Source organism: Paenibacillus sp. FSL K6-2862 (genome assembly GCF_038005125.1).
GTDB lineage: Bacteria > Bacillota > Bacilli > Paenibacillales > Paenibacillaceae > Paenibacillus > Paenibacillus illinoisensis_A.
This window is the reverse complement of sequence record NZ_JBBOSN010000001.1, coordinates 5,142,668-5,162,934: the sequence shown is the minus strand read 5'-3', so window position 1 is coordinate 5,162,934 and position 20,267 is coordinate 5,142,668. Positions and strand designations below refer to the sequence as shown.

18 protein-coding genes are annotated in these 20,267 nt (G+C 48.1%); 16 read left to right on the top strand and 2 right to left on the bottom strand.

The features are described from left to right. Positions 1-87: 87 nt before the first annotated feature. The 7 genes from MHB82_RS23315 (at position 88) to MHB82_RS23285 (ending at position 10,284) form a co-directional block, all read left to right on the top strand. Entirely contained in the window at positions 88-1,599 is a 1,512-nt protein-coding gene (locus MHB82_RS23315; protein WP_095359749.1) for an extracellular solute-binding protein, read from the top strand. 172 nt (positions 1,600-1,771) lie between these two features. Further along, entirely contained in the window at positions 1,772-3,841 is a 2,070-nt protein-coding gene (pulA, locus tag MHB82_RS23310; protein WP_341175978.1) for a type I pullulanase, read from the top strand. A gap of 294 nt (positions 3,842-4,135) precedes the next feature. Beyond that, on the top strand, positions 4,136-7,012 hold the full coding sequence (pulA, locus tag MHB82_RS23305; protein ID WP_341175977.1) for a type I pullulanase: 2,877 nt from the start codon (positions 4,136-4,138) through the stop codon (positions 7,010-7,012). 283 nt (positions 7,013-7,295) lie between these two features. After that, positions 7,296-7,931, top strand: a complete 636-nt coding sequence (locus tag MHB82_RS23300) for a 50S ribosomal protein L25 (RefSeq protein ID WP_110822875.1) — start codon at positions 7,296-7,298, stop codon at positions 7,929-7,931. A gap of 175 nt (positions 7,932-8,106) precedes the next feature. Beyond that, positions 8,107-8,625, top strand: coding sequence for a hypothetical protein (locus MHB82_RS23295; RefSeq protein WP_341175976.1), 519 nt, complete (start codon positions 8,107-8,109; stop codon positions 8,623-8,625). Positions 8,626-8,898: 273 nt separating this feature from the next. Then, positions 8,899-9,864 carry a helix-turn-helix transcriptional regulator gene (locus MHB82_RS23290; RefSeq protein WP_341175975.1) on the top strand — a complete coding sequence of 322 codons (966 nt, stop codon included), beginning with the start codon at positions 8,899-8,901 and terminating at the stop codon, positions 9,862-9,864. 57 nt (positions 9,865-9,921) lie between these two features. Next, positions 9,922-10,284 carry a DNA-binding protein gene (locus tag MHB82_RS23285; protein ID WP_341175974.1) on the top strand — a complete coding sequence of 121 codons (363 nt, stop codon included), beginning with the start codon at positions 9,922-9,924 and terminating at the stop codon, positions 10,282-10,284. 56 nt (positions 10,285-10,340) lie between these two features. Here MHB82_RS23285 and MHB82_RS23280 read toward each other — a convergent pair whose 3' ends face one another. Further along, positions 10,341-11,435 carry a glycosyltransferase family 4 protein gene (locus MHB82_RS23280; protein ID WP_341175973.1) on the bottom strand — a complete coding sequence of 365 codons (1,095 nt, stop codon included), beginning with the start codon at positions 11,433-11,435 and terminating at the stop codon, positions 10,341-10,343. A gap of 161 nt (positions 11,436-11,596) precedes the next feature. Here MHB82_RS23280 and MHB82_RS23275 point away from each other — a divergent pair, with 161 nt between their 5' ends. The 7 genes from MHB82_RS23275 to msrA all read left to right on the top strand — a co-directional run bounded on the left by MHB82_RS23275 (position 11,597) and on the right by msrA (position 17,598). Beyond that, positions 11,597-11,911, top strand: a complete 315-nt coding sequence (locus tag MHB82_RS23275; protein ID WP_181429993.1) for a DUF3817 domain-containing protein — start codon at positions 11,597-11,599, stop codon at positions 11,909-11,911. 293 nt (positions 11,912-12,204) lie between these two features. Further along, positions 12,205-13,023 (top strand): TerC family protein, encoded by an 819-nt coding sequence (locus MHB82_RS23270; protein ID WP_095359740.1) that lies wholly within the window; start codon positions 12,205-12,207, stop codon positions 13,021-13,023. A gap of 332 nt (positions 13,024-13,355) precedes the next feature. Beyond that, positions 13,356-13,496 (top strand): hypothetical protein, encoded by a 141-nt coding sequence (locus MHB82_RS23265; RefSeq protein ID WP_341175972.1) that lies wholly within the window; start codon positions 13,356-13,358, stop codon positions 13,494-13,496. Between the two features lie 72 nt (positions 13,497-13,568). Continuing rightward, on the top strand, positions 13,569-15,032 hold the full coding sequence (locus MHB82_RS23260; protein ID WP_341175971.1) for an RtcB family protein: 1,464 nt from the start codon (positions 13,569-13,571) through the stop codon (positions 15,030-15,032). After that, a complete protein-coding gene (locus MHB82_RS23255; RefSeq protein ID WP_095359739.1) occupies positions 15,032-16,336 on the top strand; it encodes an AAA family ATPase in 1,305 nt (434 codons plus the stop codon). The genes MHB82_RS23260 and MHB82_RS23255 overlap by 1 nt, the downstream gene beginning before the upstream one ends. A gap of 284 nt (positions 16,337-16,620) precedes the next feature. Beyond that, complete coding sequence (locus tag MHB82_RS23250) at positions 16,621-16,878, top strand: GlsB/YeaQ/YmgE family stress response membrane protein (RefSeq protein WP_095359738.1); 258 nt, start codon at positions 16,621-16,623, stop codon at positions 16,876-16,878. A gap of 204 nt (positions 16,879-17,082) precedes the next feature. Continuing rightward, entirely contained in the window at positions 17,083-17,598 is a 516-nt protein-coding gene (msrA, locus tag MHB82_RS23245; RefSeq protein ID WP_341175970.1) for a peptide-methionine (S)-S-oxide reductase MsrA, read from the top strand. 80 nt (positions 17,599-17,678) lie between these two features. On the opposite strand, the gene MHB82_RS23240 is transcribed toward msrA, so the two are convergent. Then, the gene (locus MHB82_RS23240; protein ID WP_341175969.1) at positions 17,679-18,929 is read right to left on the bottom strand and encodes a hypothetical protein; all 1,251 of its coding nucleotides are present in this window, start codon (positions 18,927-18,929) and stop codon (positions 17,679-17,681) included. A gap of 257 nt (positions 18,930-19,186) precedes the next feature. On the opposite strand from MHB82_RS23240, the gene MHB82_RS23235 reads away from it, so the two are divergent. After that, the gene (locus MHB82_RS23235; protein WP_095359735.1) at positions 19,187-19,783 is read left to right on the top strand and encodes a restriction endonuclease; all 597 of its coding nucleotides are present in this window, start codon (positions 19,187-19,189) and stop codon (positions 19,781-19,783) included. 136 nt (positions 19,784-19,919) lie between these two features. After that, positions 19,920-20,150: a hypothetical protein gene (locus MHB82_RS23230; protein WP_095359734.1), complete on the top strand. Its 231-nt coding sequence runs from the start codon at positions 19,920-19,922 to the stop codon at positions 20,148-20,150. Positions 20,151-20,267: the final 117 nt, after the last annotated feature.

Sequence of the window (20,267 nt, the reverse complement as noted above, 5' to 3'; positions counted from 1 at the left end):
TTTTCTTCAGACAGAATTATGATAGCGCATTCATTCAGGCGAGCCTAATGCTGGTAGTAACGATAATATAAAAGGGAGAGATGGTTCATGAGTCCAAAAGGTCGGGTGTCCCGTATAGGTGGATTTGTTGTCATTGGCGCAATGTCCGCCGGACTGCTTGCAGGTTGTGGAGGAGAAAAGGCTCCAGCCGCCGGGGAAGGCAAGTTTCCCATTTCCATCTCTTTGATGCAGGTAGGCGATGTGCCCGCGAAGGAAAATGGGGTGGAGCAAAAGATTGAGGAGTATACGAATACCGATGTCAATGTTCAGTGGATTCCACAGTCGGCTTTTGATGACAAGGTGAACGTCATGGTTGCTTCCGGAGAGATGCCGACGATTATGCGTGTAAATTACGTGCCGACCACGTTCAATGCAGCCAAAACGGGACTGTTCTGGGAGCTGGGACCCTACCTGAAGGATTATAAAAATCTGTCTGCCCAATCCGAGGCCTATTTTAACAATATCAAGATTGAGGGCAAAATTTACGGCATTCCGAACTTCCGCGATATCGGAAGAACGGCCATTGTTTACCGCAAGGATTGGTTTGACAAGTTGAAGCTGGATGTGCCGAAGACACTGGATGACTGGTATGAAGTGATGCGTTCCATGCGTAAGGATGATCCCGACGGGAACGGCAAGGAAGATACGTATGGTGCGCTGCTCTTCAAGAAGTATAACGAAGGCGTGTCTTCTCCGCTGACCCGGATTGCCGTGAGTATCGGGGGTGTGAACAAGTGGGGGGTGGATGATGCGGGCAAATTAACGCCGGAATTCCTGACCACTGAATATGTGGACACCATGAAGCTGTTCAAGCGACTGTTCAGCGAAGGGCTGATCAACAGTGATTTCCCTGCTCTCGATCCATCGGATGCGGACAAAAAAATGGACTCTGGCCTGATTGGCATGAAGCTGAACGGCGTGGCACAGAACGGCAAGTCATCCCAGCAGCGGCTGACGCCTAACGCTCCGGATGGGGTGATCGATGTAGCTCCGTTCCAGGGAACAGATGGTATACGCATCGCCGGGGAACCGGGGAACTATGGCATGCTGGTGATCCCGAAGGCCGCCGTCCCGGATGAGGAGCAATTGAAAAAAGTGCTCACATTCCTCGATCAGCTGATGGATGAGGAGCTGAGTACGCTGCAGCTTCGCGGGCTGCTCGATGTGCACTACACCAAGACAGCGGACGGTAAAACCGAACTCAAGGACTTTGATGCTTATCAACGCGAAGTGAAGCCGTACCGTGACAATTTGTTAAGTGTTGAAGGATACAACGTGGCTGAATTGGTTGATGTCCCGATTGGCATGAAAGGCACCAAGATGGCACGCGAGAATGAGCAGTATGCCATTCCGAATCCTGCGCTGACACTGTCATCGGCCATCTACACCGAGCGGGGTCAGGAACTGGATCAGATGATCTGGGATGCACAGACGAAGTACATTATGGGTAAGATTGACGATGCAGGCTGGGAGCAGGAAGTGGCTAACTGGCGAAAAGCCGGAGGAGATCAGCTGATCTCTGAGCTGGAGGCATCCTACGCCGAACTGAACGGGAAATAAAGAAAACGCATAGTATACGTGTGCCCGAAGAAGCTGTGTTTTACGTGAATGGACGTGAAGCATGGCTTCTTTTTCTATCACAGGATTATGGTTGGGCAGCAGAACGGGTATAAAAGAAAGGAACATTCTTTTTCACATCCATTTATACTCAGGCCGAGAGGGGAAAGACATCATGATTGAAGAACATGACAAGCAAGACATAGCTGCAAATGATACATACGAGGGAAAAGATCTGGGGGTAACGATCGGCGCCCAATTCTGCCAATTCAAAGTATGGGCGCCAGATGCCGTTCAGATGCACGTGCTGATCTACCCGACAACCACTGCAGAGCTTCCAGAAGGACAGGGAGGAACCGGGGAACAATCTGCCGAGCCAAAGGAATTCCTAATGGAAAGACAGCAGCAGGGCATCTGGTTGTTGAAGCTGGATGGAGAATGGAATGGTTATCGGTATATGTACCGGGCCACCTTCAAGGGGGGACGACAGGAGACAGCAGTGGATCCCTATGCAAGGGCAGTTACCATGAATGGTGAAATGGGAGTTGTTATCAGGCTGGAAGAGACAGATCCCCAAGGGTGGAGCCGGGATGTTCGTCCAGAGCTGAAGAGTCCGGTGGATGCCGTATTGTACGAGCTGCATGTGCGGGATTTTTCAATTCACCCTTCATCAGGCATGGTGAACAAAGGCAAGTATCTGGCTTTTACGGAAACAGGACTGCGCGATTCCGAAGGCAATACACTGGGGATTGATCATTTGGCCGAGCTTGGGATTACCCATGTGCACCTGCTGCCCGTGTTTGATTTTGCCACCGTGGACGAATCCAAGGCTGGAGACAGTGCTTACGGTGATTCCAAGGATTCCAGCTATAATTGGGGGTATGATCCGCTGCATTACAACGTTCCCGAAGGCTCTTATGCCACACATGCAGATGAGCCTGGTACACGCATCCGAGAGCTCAAGGCTTTGGTGCTAGCCCTTCATCAGAGAGGTATCGGAGTGATTATGGATGTGGTGTATAACCACACGTTTAATACGGCCGAAAGTTCGTTTGAGAAGCTGGTACCGGGGTATTACTATCGTCAGAATGCGGACGGCACATACAGCAACGGTTCAGGGACTGGGAATGAGGTAGCCTCAGAACGTCCCATGGTACGCAAGTTTATCCGGGAATCGGTACGTTACTGGGCAGAGGAATACCATATTGACGGGTTCCGGTTTGACCTGATGGGATTGATTGATACGACAACCATGAGGGAACTTGCTGCGGAACTGCATGAACATGTATCTCCATCCATCCTATTGTACGGTGAGCCGTGGGCGGCAATGGAATCCCCACTAGGGGAACGAATGACCCTCAAGGGAGATCAGAAAAGAGACGGATTAGCCGTATTCAACGATAATTATCGTGGAGCGATCAAAGGGGACAGTGATGGAGCAGAGAAAGGATTCGCGACAGGTGCGGAGGGAAAGGAAGAGGATATCTGGACGGGTGTAAGGGGAGCGATTACCGATTTTACGGCCAGTCCATCCGAGACGGTGAATTACGTAACGGTTCACGATAATCTGAATCTGTGGGACAAGGTTGTGCATACACAAGGACTGGAAGAGCAGCTTGGGTTTATCTCCTATGATGATGAGGGACACGTTCGTGGATATGACAGTGTAGAGCAGGCAGTACAGCATGCGAATCCGTATATGCAGATTGATCCGAATCGTGTGCTGGAGAATGAAACCGTTCGGCACTGCTTGCTTGCGAATGGCATTGTGCTCACATCCCAAGGAATTCCCCTGCTTGCGGCCGGGGATGAGTTTTTGCGCAGCAAATACGGCGATGCCAACAGTCATCAGAGTGGTGATGCCGTCAATGCGATTCGTTGGGAACATAAACAGCGGTTCAAGCCGGTGTTCGATTATTACCGCGGACTGATTCGTCTTCGCCTTGAACATGCAGCCTTCCGGTTGAGAACCCGGGGCGACATTGATCAACATGTAACTCTGTTAAAAAAAGATAAAAGCCTGCTTGCCTATGAGCTATCAGGCACGGCTGCCGGGGATTCCTGGGATCGGATTATCGTGATCTACAACGCGGCAAAGGAAAGTCGAATCCTCCCTATTCCTTCCGGAATGTGGAATATTGTTGTAGAGCAGGGACAAGCAGGTCTTGAACCACTGCGCACCGTCAACGATGGGGAAGTCAGCGTACCGCCTATATCCCTAATGGTCATGTATGCCAATAATTAAATTTTTTTGCGTACTGTAGTAAAGTACCCTTTTCCGCTACGGAGAGAAGGGTGCTTTATTTTTGTTTTTTTGATCAGACAGGTACAAATGCTGTCAATCTACAGCGTTTGTTTACATATGCTGTATTTTGAAAGCGATTGCTGCAAGAGTTTGACCAATATCAAGCGAGTGACTTCATGAAAGCCTCTGTTCAACCGATATGTTGAGTACAGACAACCCCGGGTTGACAAATGACGTCCCACTCCGTACCATCGGGACAACACGAAATCAATGGATATAAAGGCGGTGGGAACGATGCCGGAATGGACATCTTTTCGTTACGAAGGCAACGATCTTGGCTTAACATATACTCGTGCTTCCAGTACATTCAAGCTGTGGGCCCCAACGGCCCAGCAGGTTTCTATATTGGTTTTTGAAGATGAGGGCAGCTACAATGCAAGTGGATGGGTAACGGAACATGTTGGCGGGCAGACAAGCGACATGACCCGTGATGAAGACGGCATATGGAGCGTGAAGCTGGCAGGCGATTGGGCAGGATTTTATTACATGTACCGCATTACACACGATGATCAACGCACAGAAGTAGTGGTAGATCCTTATGCACGCGCCGTGTCGCCCAATGGGCAGCGGACGGCCATTATTGATCTCGATACAACGCATCCACCGGATTGGGAGCTGGACGTGAAGCCTGTTTTTCAGCGGCCGGTTGACGCCGTCATTTACGAATTGCATGTGCGCGATTTCTCCTCCGATCCCCATGCGGACATTCCGTATAAAGGGAAATTCCTGGCCTTCACCGCTTCCGGACTGACCGACAGGGCAGGCCATCGTATCGGTGTGGATCATCTTGCCGAACTTGGGGTTACCCATGTGCATCTTCTGCCTGTGGCGGATTATCAGACGGTAAATGAACTGGAATCCGCTGAAGAAGGCACAACGTTCAGAGCACCCTATAATTGGGGTTATGATCCACAGCACTATAACGTCCCGGAAGGCTCCTATGCTACAGATCCGCGGGATCCAGCCGTGCGAATTCGTGAGTTCAAAGCCTTGGTGCAGTCTCTGCATCGCCAGGGTATACGTGTTGTGCTTGATGTGGTCTACAATCATACGTATGGTGTGGACGAAGGTCCGTTTGAACGGATTGTACCCGGTTATTTTTACCGCTATCGGACAGACGGCACACTGAGTAATGGATCGGGTGTAGGCAATGAACTGGCTACAGAGCGCCCAATGGTGCGAAAATATATTATAGACTCTCTTCTGTACTGGGCTGAGGAATATCATGTGGATGGTTTCCGTTTCGATCTCATGGGTCTGATTGACACCGATACAATGAACGAATTGACCCGTGAGCTGCGTGAGCAGATTGATCCAGCCATGCTAATTTATGGGGAGCCGTGGACAGGCGGAGACTCACCACTGGATCGCAAAACCCTGAAAGGTACCCAACGGGGCCAGGGATTTGCAGTATTCAATGATCATTTCCGCAGTGCGATCAAAGGGGACAGTGATGGCAGCGGGAAAGGGTATGTAACCGGAGCAGATGGCCTGGAGCATGAGCTGCTTAAGGGAATTTCCGGAGCTATCGATGACTTTACATCGTCGCCTGTGGAGACCGTCAATTATGTCACGGCCCATGACAACCTGAACCTGTGGGACAAAATCGCAACCACGATGAATCTCAGACATGAATTGGGTTTCCCAGCATGGAGAGACGGGCAACCGGTGGAGGGAGGGAGTGCAGAATCGGCGGTAAAGGCAGCAGATCCCTATCGGTATGTGGATGCTGATGATGTGCTTAACCATGAGATGGTTCGCCGCTCGCTGCTAGCCTCCGGAATATTGCTAACCTCTCAGGGAATACCTTTTCTGCATGCAGGGGATGAGCTCCTGAGATCAAAAGCGGGAGATCACAACAGTTACCGCAGCGGAGATGCGGTTAACGCCATCCAGTGGGCGAACAAATCCCGCTTCAGACCTGTCTTTGACTATTACCGGGGTTTAATACATCTGCGCCGTACTCATCCTGCCTTCCGCATGATCAGCGCAGACCAGATCAGGAATCACCTTCGCATTCTACGTGCTGACGGTAATGTCGTCATATTCATGCTGCAGGATGGAGCCAATCAGGACACCTGGAATCGAATTATCGTGGCCTATAATGCGACAGCGTACCAGCAGCAGATTCATTTGCCGGAAGGTGACTGGCATGTGGTCGTTAACGATCATCAGGCAGGTACAGACTCGATTGGGACGATTAGCGGCATTGCTCCTATAGAGCGCTGGTCGTTAATGGTGCTGTATGATATCGAACATGTTGGCGGAACGGAACCGGCTACAATTGAAATTAATGCTCCACGGCAGGTGTATAGCCCAGGTGAGACGGCGGGGCTGCGGGCGATTGTGCGTGACCGTCTCGGTAATGTAGTAGAGAATTGCGAAGTCCTGTGGCGTTCTTCGGAGCCGCAGCTGATCCAGATCGATCCGGATGGAACGATCCATGCAAAAGAGACAGGTGAAGCAACGATAACGGTTCAATGTGGTCATATCTTTGCTACAAGCCTCTTGCAGGTCGATCATCGTCATGCTGAACGAATTGAGCTTGTCGGTGAAACGGTTCTGTATACGACACGAATCAGTCGCTTCCGCACATTGGTGCTGGATCAATTTGGGCAGCCGCTTCAAGGCACCGCCATACGCTGGCATTCCTCCAATTCGGATATTGTAACGGTCAGTACGGCTGGAATCGTTCGTGCCTTGTCCCCAGGGACAGCGCAAATTACAGCCATGGCAGGCAGCATACAGTCTACGGCGACAATCAAAGTCCACAAGCATGTCTCACGTCTGGTTACGCTTCGTTATGAACGGGAGGATCAACAGTACGAGGGATGGGATGTTTGGGTATGGGGCACAGGAATGGCAGATGGAGCGGTACCCCTTGAACGAGTGGGCAATGCCGCAGAGGCCCGTATTCGCGTGGCTCCAGGCCTGCACCATCTGGGGCTTATTATTCGGCTGAATGAGTGGCAGGCCAAGGACACCTGTGGAGACCGATATGTAGATATTGTGCCAGAAGACGGGGATGTGCAGATTGTTGTGCAGAGCGGTACAGACCAAATGCAGGTTATACGCGAGAGTGATGAAGAGGATAACCGTACCAGTGCTTGAATCCTCTTGTTAGGTCCGTATAGTAGCTGTAGATAAACCTAGAAGCAGCAGGCAGTCGGAGGGGATTTCCGGCTGTCTTTTTTTGTGCGCAGAGCTTGGATTGTGTTGTGAAAAAGGGATGAATTGTACAAGCCAATGTTTGAGAAACACGTTCATTGGGGTATATATAGATATGGCCCCAGATTTGGCCGCAGAAAAAGAAGACCCATTTGGTCTATGAGAGAAGCCGAATGCTTCCCAACACCAAACAAAGTAGGGATCCCTTGAAGGAGGATGTTCAATCATGAAATCCAACGGAAAAATGGCTCAACTTACTGCAACTCCACGAACTGAAAAGAAAGGTGCGGCATTGCGCCTGTTAAGACAAGGCGGACGTGTTCCGGCTGTCGTTTATGGTCCTGAGTTTGAAGGGGCCTCCATACATGTGGATGAAAAAGAGATGCTCAAGGTCGCGCGTACAGGTCGTTCCGAGATGTTCAACCTCAATCTGGAGGGCGGCAAAACCGTTCCTGTGCTGATTAAGGATCAGCAGGAGCGCAATGGACGTCTGCTGCACGTGGACTTCTTGCAAATATCCAAAAATAAACCGATCAGCGTAAGTGTGCCGATCGATTTCCAAGGTACGGCTGCGGGCTCCAAAGCCGGCGGCGTGTTCCAGACGCAGGAAACCGAATTGGAAGTCGAAGGACTTCCAGCCGACCTGCCGTCTTCCATTGAGGTGGATGTCAGCGGGCTGGACATTGGTGATCGCCTGACAGCAGAAGATATCAAACTGGATAAGGGCTTGACACTTATTACGTCACCCGATTCCATTATCGCATCCGTTATGCCACCACAAGCGGCTGAGGAAGAGCCAACAGCTTCTGCTGATGAGGCAGAACCTGTGGCTGCAGAGGAAGAGAAGGCAGCAGACGAATAATAGGGGTGTGGGAGTTTAGCTCCCCTACCCCAGACGAAGCCCGGTCATCATGACCGGGCTTTTTTGCAATCGTAGAGATGGTTATAATAGATACAAGTGATACACTGATCAGAAGCTGATCAAGGTCATATTGGCAAACAGGTCAATATAAGTTCTTAGGAAAGTAGGCAAGTTCATGTTTGATCCAACCGTGTACGACAATCTCAAGGTCGGTTTCGAGAACTATCTATATGATCTCGACAATCTTGATGAGATCATTCACATATCTAACCGGAAAGACAGCCTGGAGATGGCGAGTATGTCCAGAGAGTTCGTGCTGCAGTTCGTTCTAAGGGAGCATTCTGAGGTCAAAGGGGAGATTATACTCCAAAGCTCTCTAGAAGCGCTAGCTGCCGAAATATTGGAGTCACCCGGCAGCCAGCCGGGATGTCGGCTAGAACTTCGGTTTAGCCAGGAGACTCCTGAGCCTGATAGGCTATGTCCCGCAATTCGCTCCATCATACAAGTGAGCTGGCCAGGTCAGCGCTTGGTACAGGACATTCATTTTGTGTACGGAGAGGAACCCATCAGGTATAACGTTTCAAGTCATGTGTATTTTGATCGAAACGTGAATGAAGACCAAATGGGAGATATTCCGGAATTATGTGAACATTTGGTGAACGTGCTGAAAAAATTAGTCCAGCTGCATAATTAATCATCCGTAAAGCCCTGTCTCTTCCCACGAGACGGGGCTTTTTTGTCATTTTATTAGAATTGTTAAATAGGCTTAGAGACTTAGGTATAAGGGCTTGTATCTAATATTTTACGCAAGATAGTCAGAAATTGTATATTAATAAAGGAGAAAAAGTGCAATTGAACTATACATAATTGGTGAATTTGCGAAATAATGAATGGGACTAAAGATTTATAGATGTACTAAAGGAACTAGTTTTCCTTGCCGATAAAAATATCGAAGGGGAGAAACTACATGACAGAGAAATTAATTCGTCTGCTGCGTATACTTCAGGCTATACAAGCGTATCCCGGAATCTCAGCCAAGGAGTTGGCTGCGAAATGTGATACAACTGTACGCACGATCTATCGCGATCTCCGGATTTTGGACAGGGTTGCCCCTATCATGAACGAAGGCTACGGCAAGGGTTATCGGTTTATTGGGAATTTCGCCTTGTATCCACTCGATTTCACGGAGCAGGAGGCCATGGTCTTCTCCATGCTTCCGTCTGTCCTGGATACTTCCCAATTGCCGGCTGAATTCGATGCGGCTTTTGACAAAGTGATGTCGGTCCATACCAAGTTAAAATCAAGAAACAGTGATATCGTGGAAAACATTGCAGGTATCATACGCATGGGAACGCCTGCATACCGGGAGGAAGGAAAAGACCCCAATCTGCTTATCCCGATTATTGAAGCTATTCTTAATCAGGAAACCATACGTACCCGGTATCGTACACTGACCAACAATGATATTACGGTCCGTGACATTGATCCCTATTATCTTATTCCACGCGATCAGCGCTTTTATCTCGTCGGGTATTGCCATCTGGTGCAAAAGGTGCGATTGTTTCGCATTAGCCGATTTCTGGAGGTGAATCAGTCAGGTACCCACTTCGACAAAGCGGATTTCAACATAGCGCAGTATATGAAAAATACGTGGTCTGTTGATCGAGGGGACGAACATATTCATTTCAAGGTGAGATTTACAGAAAGAATGGCACCCTACATAAAAGAAGAAGAAATGTTTGTTCGTCCACGTATGACGGATCTGCCCGATGGCGGATTGTTATTCGAAGTCACACTAAACAGCAGTCGTGAGTTCCTGATGTGGTTATATCAATTTGGCCCTCAAGCGGAGGTTCTTGAGCCCCGAGAATTTCGAACAGAGATTCGCAAACAACTGACTCAATGGTTGAAGCACTATGAGGGAGATGAATAATTTGATTTGTTATTTTAACTTGAAACTTGGAATGAAGGAAAAGGAGAAGAACATGTTATGAGCAGCAACTTATTTGCAGCCATGGATCGAATGGAGCATTATCATGGTATCCAGGCATTAAATATAGATGATACCGTATTTTTGGTTAAAGATCCCAATAATCGTACAGATCATCAGGCGATCAAGGTTGTTATTCCACCAATAGGTACCGTGGGATATATCGTGAACGACCCAGTCAGTGTTCCTCACGGGTGCTGGGCAGGCTCTGGATTTTATGATGTTTTTCACCAGCAGACCTGTGCGAAGGTCCGGTTTGCCATGAAAGACATGATTATTGTTGAGCTCATTGAAATGGTACATGTCCCCATCCCCCAAATGGAGTCATGGATCACAAGCTGGCAGTCACGGGAAAAAGCATAAACCAGTCCCTCGCAGCAATGGGGGCAGCTTTGTTATGACTTCTGTCCAATTTATGCTCATTGGCGGATAAGTCTTGTATAAGCTGCTTCGAGATGCATGGCCGTTCGAGACCAGCCAAACTGGTTCACGGCAATTGCTCGCCCAGCCTTGCCAAGAGATGCGGCTAGCTTCGGATCCCGGGCAAGCTTCTGAAGGCAAGCAGCAAATGGCTGAGGTTTGTCATATGGAGAAACCAGATAACCGCTGCTGCCGGACTCAATAATTTCTCGAATGCCACCATTGTCTGAAGCGATCACAGGCAGACCTGAAGCCATCGCTTCAACGTTAACTAACCCGAAGGCTTCGTGCATTTGAGACGGGCAGACCAGGCAATCAGCGGCCCGGTACAAGTGGTGTATTTGTTCATGGGCAATCTGTCCGAGAAAAGATGATCGTATCCCGAGTTTTCGAGCTAGCAGACGCAGCTTGCGCACATAGACCTGCGGCCCCTTGCCTGCAATAATCAGCTGTACATCAACCTTCTGCTGCACAAGTGCTACTGCGCGAATCAGAATGTCCACACCTTTGCCTGGAATCAGTCTGCCGACATACAGCACGGAAAAGGGTTGTGAACGCTCTGACGGCCTGGAGTTTGTTCCATCACTTAGCGCTGGAACGAAGCGGGTCAGATCGGCACCCAGAGGGATAACATTCATCAGATGTTTCACCGAAGGGAACCTGCGCCCTAATCTGTCTCTGAGCGACAAACTGTTGACAGCGATGCAGTCAGCTTGTCGTAACAACGCTAATCTTGCTGGTCCAGGCTGAGCGAAGGTCAGGGAGTGAAGGAACAGAACTGCAGGGGTGTCAGGCAGGCTTCGTTTGATACGTGCTAAGCAGCGTGGCCTGTTATCCACCTGGATCAGATCAAACGAATTTTCCTTTAAGAGCCGAATGACCGCCTGAATATATCGATCAGGACTGCTGGATGGAACACGGCGGATCGTAATGCCCTCAAGCTGCTCTTTGGCTGGAAGACCAGGCATTTCGCGGCTAATAATTGTTACTTCATGACGCAGTGCAAGTTCGCGAGCGATACCCAGAATGCTTATTTCAACTGAACCGTTTCCAGGCACAGGTAGTTTCTCCGGTGCGACCATCGCTATTTTCATTGGGCGGCTCCTCCTTGTCCCATACGCGTATCGAATCTTCGTCACATCTTATGCTTTTGCGAAGCGTTTGGCGCCTCGGCAGTACCGAAGAAATAGGTATTTGTGATATAATGAACAGGTTGCAAATTACTCGTTACGTGGATAGAAACAGGAGGAACATGATGTTACATTCAACACTGGGCCGCTTCCGATTACTGCTGTGGCTACAGGGGCTTTCATATGTATTATTGCTGTTTGTTGCATTCCCCTTGAAAAATGCAGGGATTTTACCTCAATCGGTCACATGGTTTGGCAATCTGTACGGTTTTCTGTTTCTGATGTATATGTTGTTTATGGTTAGTCTGTATACGACGCAAAAGTGGCGTTTACGCCGTCCGATCGCTTTATTTTTCATATCGTTTATCCCTCTGGGCAACTTCGTTTATGATTTTTTCATTTTTCGCAAAATGGATCAGGGTCAAGGTACTGTTAAATAAAGCTTGACTTTATGTAGTGTTGTGAATATGATGAGAACAGGTTATTTGAACTGTAAGAAATGCACCAACTAAAACTGCATATTCCTGATGTTAAAGGGGAGTAGCTTTCACAGTAAAGTCGTCAATTCGGGATCACATCCCCGGCTTTATTGGCAGCAATTTGTTGTTAGCGAGACCTTTACCAAGTTTTCATGCTGGGTAAAGGTCTCTTTTTATGGATAAAAAGGATCTTTACCAGCGATGGTAAAGGTCCTTTTTTTGTACATCATAAGGATACTAAGGAGGAGTCAAATTTGGATTTGTCATTATTATTGGAGTATGGATGGGTACTAATCGTCCTAGTAGTCCTGGAAGGATTGCTGGCAGCAGATAATGCTTTGGTGCTTGCGATTATGGTTAAGCATTTACCGGATGAGAAGCGCAAAAAGGCGCTATTCTACGGTTTGCTCGGAGCCTTCATCTTCAGGTTAGGTTCCTTGTTCCTGATCTCGTTCCTCGTCGATGTGTGGCAGGTTCAGGCGATCGGAGCACTGTATCTTCTCTACATCTCGATTAACCACATTGCCAAGAAAGTTATGGGCAGCCGCAACAAGACAGACGAAGCGGCCGATGATGCACCGAAGAAAGTTAAGAAACAATCCGGTTTCTGGATGACGGTTTTCAAGGTCGAAGTAGCGGATATCGCTTTTGCGGTCGACTCCATTCTCGCAGCCGTAGCACTGGCTGTGGCGTTGCCACCAAGTGGATTGCCTCCAATTGGCGGGTTGGACGGTGGACAGTTTATCGTCATCTTCCTGGGCGGATTTATTGGTCTCGTCATTATGCGTTTTGCAGCTTCCTTCTTCGTTAAATTGCTTCATTCCCGTCCGGGACTTGAAGTGGCTGCCTTCGTTATCGTAGGTTGGGTAGGGGTTAAGCTGGCAGTCATTACGCTAGCGCATCCTTCACTTGGTGTTCTGGATGAACATTTCCCGGAAAATAAAATTTGGAAATTCGGATTCTATATCGTATTGATTACTATTGCGGTATGCGGTTGGTTCCTGTCGTCCAAAGTACCAGCCAAAGAAGATGAAAATCCGATTGAAGAGTTGGAAAAACAAGCAGGAAACTAAGCGTGTAAGCTTAACGCAAACAACATATGTTGTCGTAAAAATCAGGGGCTGTATGGATACAGACCCCTGATTTTTTAGTATATGCGTATTCATGCCAAACGGTTTATTTTCCAAGAAAAGGGTTGACATATCGAAACGAGTCCTATTAATATAAGACTTATCATTTACGAAGGGAGGCCGAAAGACATGATGGTTGGTTATGATGTTCGATTGACACAGACACCAAGTCGTATAGATACAACTGCATATCCAGCTCATCGTCTCTTTGGCCTCTTACGGGCGACATAGGAGAATCGGCATATCTTTTCACTGTTCATTATGCAGGCATAGATATGTCAATCTCGGCTTATATAGCGATGGAGAACATAGGTAGGCATCTTCATGCCGTTCTGTTCTCTGTTATTGTCATGAAGAAGTCATGGGCGGATGCGTCCATGGCTTCTTTTTTGTTGTATCGACTGAAGCGGACATGAACGATGCGATACAAACATTGCTTATTTTGAAAACAACTAAAAGATGAAGAACAGGAAGGAAAAATCACATTTATGAATACAGAACCCAATTTATTTACGAGTCAAAACGAATTCCCTGGGGGATATCGGCATGAAGTGAAATTGCCAGCAGGAGACTTGACGGTATATGCCGCACAGCAATTGTTTTCCTCTCTGGACTATAAAGTGTTTGAAATGGCTAACAACAATCTGCAAATTCCCGGCATTTCCTATATGAGTTATACCCCTGATGTACATGTGGGTGTGGGAACCTGCATCGGCACTACAGCTGTATGGGACGCGAAGACGGGTTACGTGTCTCCATCCATTGTCGGCAGTGATATCGGCTGCGGGATGCGGGTGCATATGACCAATCTGCACAGGGACGATCTGAAAGATGTAAAATTGCGCCGCAAATTGGTCAAGGCCATTGAAAAAGTACTGCCAATGGAGGCTAGTCAGCGGGGGCATTTCTCGGATATAAGGCTCGAACACATTGTTCGCAAAGGCTTGCACGGCTTGCCCAAAAAATATATTCCGGACAGTTACATGCCGAAAAAGTCGACATCCATCACCCATGTGGAAAGCAGCAAATTTGCCTACGATGAGGAAGTGCTGAATCTTGTTCCGGATATGACATGGCACCGTGCACACCGTCAGCTGGGCACCTTGGGCGGGGGCAATCATTTCGCCGAAATCCAGTCTATTGAAATTGCAGAGGAAAATCGTGAGATCGCGGAAGCCTGGGGATTGGTTGATGGTCAAATTGTCGTCATGATTCATTCAGGTTCCCGTGCCTGGGGCGGACATGTGAGCCAGACCAGCTCGTCTGCCATTGCCAAAGTGATGCAGCGAAACGGGCTTGGTACATCGGACCCGAGACTGGTTTTTGCTCCGTTGGAACACGCTGAAGGCCGTCATTACGTCAACATGATGTATTCCGCTTTGAATTATGCTGTGGTTAACCGGCATCTGATCGCTTTTGCTATTCGGGAGGCATTCCGGGAAGTGTTCGGACCCAAATGTGAATTCCGCACATTGTATGATCTGATGCACAACTATGCCTGGGAGGAATCTCATGCAAAAGAAGGCAGCGTATTCGTCCATCGCAAAGGGGCAACGCGTGCGCTGCCTGCCGGGCACCCGGATAATCCGAAACCTTATATGGCTACAGGTCATCCTGCGCTTATTCCAGGATCGATGGGGACAGCCTCGTATATCATGGTAGGTCAGCCGCAGGGCGAAGATAACTATTATTCGATCTGCCACGGGGCAGGGCGCATTCGTTCACGTACTGCAACCAAGCGTCTGGTTACGGTAGAAGATTTTGCATCCGCACTTGGCGTTGGTACAGAAGATGAAATTGTGGTGAATCAGCGATCACTCGAATCGATTATAGATGAATCGCCACAGGCATATAAAAATGTCGATGAAATTATTGATAGTGTTACCGGTGCAGGCCTGGCTCAGGTTGTAGCCAAATGCAAACCGCTTGCAGCTGTGAAAGGAGCGAAATAATGATCATACCAAATGAAAAAGTAACTCAAACCCGAGCTATCTATGCTTATGACCAAACACAGGACGACCAGATCCGAATCCAAGGCTATGCGACATATGCACGCCTGATCCGGGGCATTATTGAAGCATTAAGCAGCAAGTACGGGGTTCGTTATGAACTGTTTGCCAGTGATGATCCGAACAACGAATACTGGGAGCTGCTGAAGGAGGATTTGCTGAGCGACAATAACGAAGTGGAGCTGGTTGCCCGTATTTTCGAGGATCTGGAGCTCCGTACCCTGCATTATGAAGATGATGGTGATGTGCCTACATACGGAGTGCATTATTCCATTCGGAACAACGTGTTTGCGTATCCCAAATGGGGGGTTGCACTCGTCCGTATTCCCTTTTTCCGGGATAATGGTATCTACAATGAGGACTTTGTATTCGCGGTAGGTGAGGAAGAACTCAAGCAGTTTCTGGGCAGTGTACGTGAACGGGAACGTCAGCAAAATATGAAAAAGGTTACGGTGTATACCGATGCCCGCAATGGAAGTGAACGCCATGTCGAATCCATCACCCGCTCAGTGGGAAGAGACGATGTGGTCCTTTCGCCCCAAATTAAGCAGGATATTTTCCGCTCGCTGGATCAGTTCTTCGAAGCGGATCGCTCCTTCTACCGGGAATATGATATACCCTATAAACGGGGGATTCTGCTGTATGGTCACCCTGGCAACGGGAAAACAACCTTGGTCAAATCCATTGCGGGCAGCATTCCGGGTCCAGCTGCATACTGGCAAATTACCGAGTATACCAACAGTGAGTCCGTTCGGGAAGTATTCGAGGCAGCCAAACGCCTGGCTCCTATGGTGTTGATCATTGAAGATATTGATTCGATGCCGGACGAAGTGCGCTCCTTCTTTCTCAATACACTGGATGGAGCAACATCCAAAGAAGGTATTTTTCTGATCGGTACAACGAATTATCCGGAGAAAATAGATCCAGGTCTCATGAACCGTGCCGGACGGTTTGATCGGGCTTATGAAATTCCGCTGCCAGATGAAGCATTGCGACTGCAATACTTGCAGCAGCGGGGATTTCAGGTCTTTGCCGGCGAAGAAGGAACGCAGGAAGCTGCTCGGCTCACCGATACATTCTCCCTTGCACAGCTCGGTGAGTTATATGTCAGTGCTGCACTCGAATGGCATCAGAATGGCCAGACAGACTTTGTACAAGTTATTCAGTCCATGCGGGGAGAGCTGGACAAGAGCCATAAGCATAACTGGCTGACTCAGCCAGGAAAGGGACGTGCCGGTTTTTATTAATATCATACACCACCAAATATTATACATCTCAATTGGATATACTACGGTTGTCTGCTCCTACATACAATGACCTTCGGGAGGTACACTTAAGCCGTTGAAGCTATTAAAGGTCGAACGGAAAGCAAAAATGAGTTGTTTCCTTGCTGAGACAGGCTTGTCGTGCGGATATGAAGCATATGAATAAAAGGTAATATACAACAATTTTTAATTCAGTTGTTTAAATGCTTCTGTAGCGGTTAATAGTAGACAGACAACAACAAAAACTTTTAATTGAGGTGAGTAGTATGGGTTGGTTATGGTCATTAATTATCGGTGGTATTATTGGATGGTTGGCAGGTCTGATCGTTGGTCGTGACATCCCAGGTGGTGTTATCGGTAACATTATCGCTGGTTTCATCGGTGGATGGTTAGGCGGCGTGGTCTTCGGAGAGATGGGTCCTGAAATGGGCGGATTCTACATCGTACCGGCATTAATTGGTGCCATCGTACTTGTAGCAATCGTAAGCTTGATCTTCCGTTCAATGGGTCGTAGTCGCGGGTAACGATGTTATTGCACTACGAATCCATGGGAAATAAATAGTGTTTCCCGTTTATAATGAAGAGGTTGATGAGAAGCCATATGAATGGCTTTCCATCAACCTCTTTTTGTTTTAAGATATATAGGCAGCGGTTCATAACGAAACCTTGGTTTGGGTGACAAGCAAGGTTTCCTAATAATAGATGAGTGCATGAAGGAGAGAGAGACCATGGAAAAAGCGACATTTGCCGGGGGATGTTTCTGGTGTATGGTTACACCATTTGAAGAACAGCCAGGCATTCACGGAATTGTATCCGGGTATACAGGCGGTCACGTTGAACATCCCACATATGAGCAGGTCAAAACAGGGGAAACCGGACACGTTGAGGTGGTTGAAATCACATTCGATCCGGAGCTGTTTCCCTATGAGCGGCTGCTGGAGCTTTACTGGCCGCAGATTGACCCAACCGATGACAGAGGTCAGTTCCAGGATCGCGGAACCCAGTATCGTACAGCGATCTTTGTACACAATGAGCGACAGCGTGAACTGGCTGAGCAGTCCAAGCAGGAACTGACCGCAAGTGGACGATTTGACCAGCCCATTGTGACAGAAATCCGGGATGCGGTTGTATTTTACCCGGCCGAGGATTATCATCAGGATTACCATAAGAAAAATGAGAAGCATTACAAGGAAGACCGTGCCCAGTCCGGACGGGATGAATTTATTGAAGCAAACTGGAATTAAGAGAATGTAAGATCATATTGCAAAAGCCGGGCAGGCTCCTTTTGGAGTCGACCCGGCTTTTTTTAATCTAGGCTGATGAATTATTTTGTGGACATGGACTTAAGCACATGTTTGGATAGTGTATCATTCTGAATGGTATAGAGGACATCATTGACATACGTTGAAGGGCTTATAATAGAAGGAACCGAAGCGCTGGTTGTGTACACATGCACGTCTTCCAGGGTTTTGGGATCCACAATATAACCGGTTTTGGCAAAATCAAGTTGATACTGTCCATCCTGTGTCCGCTTCACTTGCATCAGCACAGGCTGTTGATCCTTGAACGTACGCTCGGTTACTTTGCCTTTCATGTTGTACAGTTCCAGCTTGGAACCTGTAAACAGGGTATATCCGTCGCCTGCTGTCTGAACGAAGGCATTACCTGGAATGCTGCGTCCCCAAGCAAGCTTGCCATCTGTCCCGAAGCCCATGAGTTTGTTGCCCGTGTTCTCGAAGTTGGCACGCATGATGACGGAGCCATCGTTCAGTATGGCAAGTGACTCGCCACCGCCGTCTCCCTGCGTGTTTGCATTGCTCGGGAATTGATAGAAGGACAGGCGGGTGAGCGAACGATCATAGATCTCCACTTTGGGATTCGCTGCAGGCTGCCAGTAACTGCCGACTTTGATTCGTTTGCTCGCATCTACCACAATGCGGTCACTGCCTGCCTGGAGCACAGCACCATTAATCGTCTTCTCGGTAATCAGCTTGCCCTTCTTGTCATAGAGCGAGATTGCCGTTCGAACTGAACTGGAAGCGACTAGCAAGGTTTCGTCATTGAGTAGATACAGATCGGAAGGAGCATTTACCGTTCTGACCCAATTCGTTTTACCGGATGTATTAAATGAGTATACTTTCTTGGTTCCATCCGAATATTCCATATATACATAGGCAGTGCCGTAACTCGTGTATATTGAATTGGAGTAGGTCGTATACGGTCCGCTTTTCTCATGAAAAATATAATTCCATTTCACTTTGCCAGTTGTCGCATCCAGGGCCTGAAGTGTATCCAGCTGCCAGGCCAGCGTTGTGGCACTGCTTGTCTTGGTCACAGGCTGGGAGGAATGTACGTATACCAGGTTTTTGGCAGGGACAGCGTTGATCTCCTTGACCAGGACGTCTTTCTCCGTGTTAACTTGGGTTTGCATCAGTGAAGGTGAAGTCCAAGCAGGTTTGGTAAGCGGCTCACTCTGTACTGCGGCATAGCCCGTTGAATTCATACTGAAGAGGAGCACGCCGCTGAGTAGCAGGGCTGCCCATGTTTTGGTATTGCGTTTGTTTAATGTAAGCAAGTTATAAACCACCTTTCTTCAGTTCAAAATAGAACCGATTGTTGAATTCTACCATTTAAGCCAGTTTGAATTCAACCTGAGAGACTGTAACCTTTTATCCGTGATGTATCCTATTATCTATGTTTGATGAAGTGTAACGGTTACAGGGAATTCATCTTCTTCCGAACCGGGTAGAAGTTTGTTATATTAAGTGCGGTAATCATGGTTGATTCTAACCTAGGCACGATCAGACAGAGGAATGTACAAGGAGAACAGACATGAATTGGAATGACAACTTAACCCCTTGGGTCATTGGATCGATCGTTGTATTGCTGCTGCTGGCCTGGGTAATTCGGCGAATCATCCGGCGGGGACAGCGTATACGCAGTGAAGCCAACCCTCGCAAGATCTCAATCAAGGACATCGATAAAATGGAAGATGGTTCGGAGTTTGAGCTGTATCTCTTTCATTTGTTTCAACAGCTCGGATACGAAGAAGTTCACAAGACGACCAGCAGCCGTGACTTCGGAGCGGATCTTGTGTTTACGGACCGGCTGGGCAGACGGAATGTGATTCAGGCCAAACGATATGGAGCGAATCATCCGGTTGGTTTGAGTGCCGTGCAGGAGATTTACACCTCGATGCGTTATTATGAAGCAGACCGCTCAATTGTTCTGACTTCAGCGAGGTACACGGAAGCCTGCCGGACCCTGGCTGCGGTCAACGGTGTGAAGCTGCTGGACCGCGAAGATTTGATGGATCTGATTGTCCTGTTCAAGTCGAGAAGAGTGGAAGAAGCCATGGAGCTCATTGAAGAAGATGATCAGGAACCGGTAGAAACGTGGCAATCAAGACGAAAACGAACTACACGCTAAAGTCTTAAATTAGAAGTACATTTATCAGGCCCCGATGGGGCCTTTTTACGAAGAAATTAGGCAGGGTTCACCTTCACTTGCATGCCTGCACATGATATATTGAGTGTATTCAACCAAAGGAGAGTGTATATCCATTATGGCACGTACCCAAACACAAAAAGCATTACGCAGAGCAGAGCGCTCAGGACAATATTGTCCCGAACAGAGCCGAAGAGTAAACGAAAATTATGGTGCATTATCCCAACATGTTCGACTCATGCCAACCAAACAAGAAAAACTGCAAAAGGTCAAACACAAGAAGCGGATCATCCAGGATGGTGGTGCTTCTTTTTATTTTGTCCACCGGACGTGCGGCAAGGGCGCTTAATGAATGTTTACTTAATGCTTTGGTTGGATTGCTTCTTTGAAGACTGATAAAATGGAAAAATAGGACAAACTGTAAAATCGTAAATGCGAACCATGAATCCTGTGAGAAAGGACGAAT

What these genes read in the sequence shown, in the direction of transcription:
- MHB82_RS23235 (WP_095359735.1), top strand. Translation starts at nt 19,187, where the DNA reads ATGAATTGGAATGACAACTTAACCCCTTGGGTCATTGGATCGATCGTT.
- MHB82_RS23285 (WP_341175974.1), top strand. Translation starts at nt 9,922, where the DNA reads ATGAGCAGCAACTTATTTGCAGCCATGGATCGAATGGAGCATTATCAT.
- MHB82_RS23290 (WP_341175975.1), top strand. Translation starts at nt 8,899, where the DNA reads ATGACAGAGAAATTAATTCGTCTGCTGCGTATACTTCAGGCTATACAA.
- MHB82_RS23230 (WP_095359734.1), top strand. Translation starts at nt 19,920, where the DNA reads ATGGCACGTACCCAAACACAAAAAGCATTACGCAGAGCAGAGCGCTCA.
- msrA (WP_341175970.1), top strand. Translation starts at nt 17,083, where the DNA reads ATGGAAAAAGCGACATTTGCCGGGGGATGTTTCTGGTGTATGGTTACA.
- MHB82_RS23300 (WP_110822875.1), top strand. Translation starts at nt 7,296, where the DNA reads ATGAAATCCAACGGAAAAATGGCTCAACTTACTGCAACTCCACGAACT.
- MHB82_RS23280 (WP_341175973.1), bottom strand. Translation starts at nt 11,435, where the DNA reads ATGAAAATAGCGATGGTCGCACCGGAGAAACTACCTGTGCCTGGAAAC.
- MHB82_RS23315 (WP_095359749.1), top strand. Translation starts at nt 88, where the DNA reads ATGAGTCCAAAAGGTCGGGTGTCCCGTATAGGTGGATTTGTTGTCATT.
- MHB82_RS23250 (WP_095359738.1), top strand. Translation starts at nt 16,621, where the DNA reads ATGGGTTGGTTATGGTCATTAATTATCGGTGGTATTATTGGATGGTTG.
- MHB82_RS23275 (WP_181429993.1), top strand. Translation starts at nt 11,597, where the DNA reads ATGTTACATTCAACACTGGGCCGCTTCCGATTACTGCTGTGGCTACAG.
- pulA (WP_341175978.1), top strand. Translation starts at nt 1,772, where the DNA reads ATGATTGAAGAACATGACAAGCAAGACATAGCTGCAAATGATACATAC.
- pulA (WP_341175977.1), top strand. Translation starts at nt 4,136, where the DNA reads ATGCCGGAATGGACATCTTTTCGTTACGAAGGCAACGATCTTGGCTTA.
- MHB82_RS23255 (WP_095359739.1), top strand. Translation starts at nt 15,032, where the DNA reads ATGATCATACCAAATGAAAAAGTAACTCAAACCCGAGCTATCTATGCT.
- MHB82_RS23260 (WP_341175971.1), top strand. Translation starts at nt 13,569, where the DNA reads ATGAATACAGAACCCAATTTATTTACGAGTCAAAACGAATTCCCTGGG.
- MHB82_RS23265 (WP_341175972.1), top strand. Translation starts at nt 13,356, where the DNA reads ATGTCAATCTCGGCTTATATAGCGATGGAGAACATAGGTAGGCATCTT.
- MHB82_RS23295 (WP_341175976.1), top strand. Translation starts at nt 8,107, where the DNA reads ATGTTTGATCCAACCGTGTACGACAATCTCAAGGTCGGTTTCGAGAAC.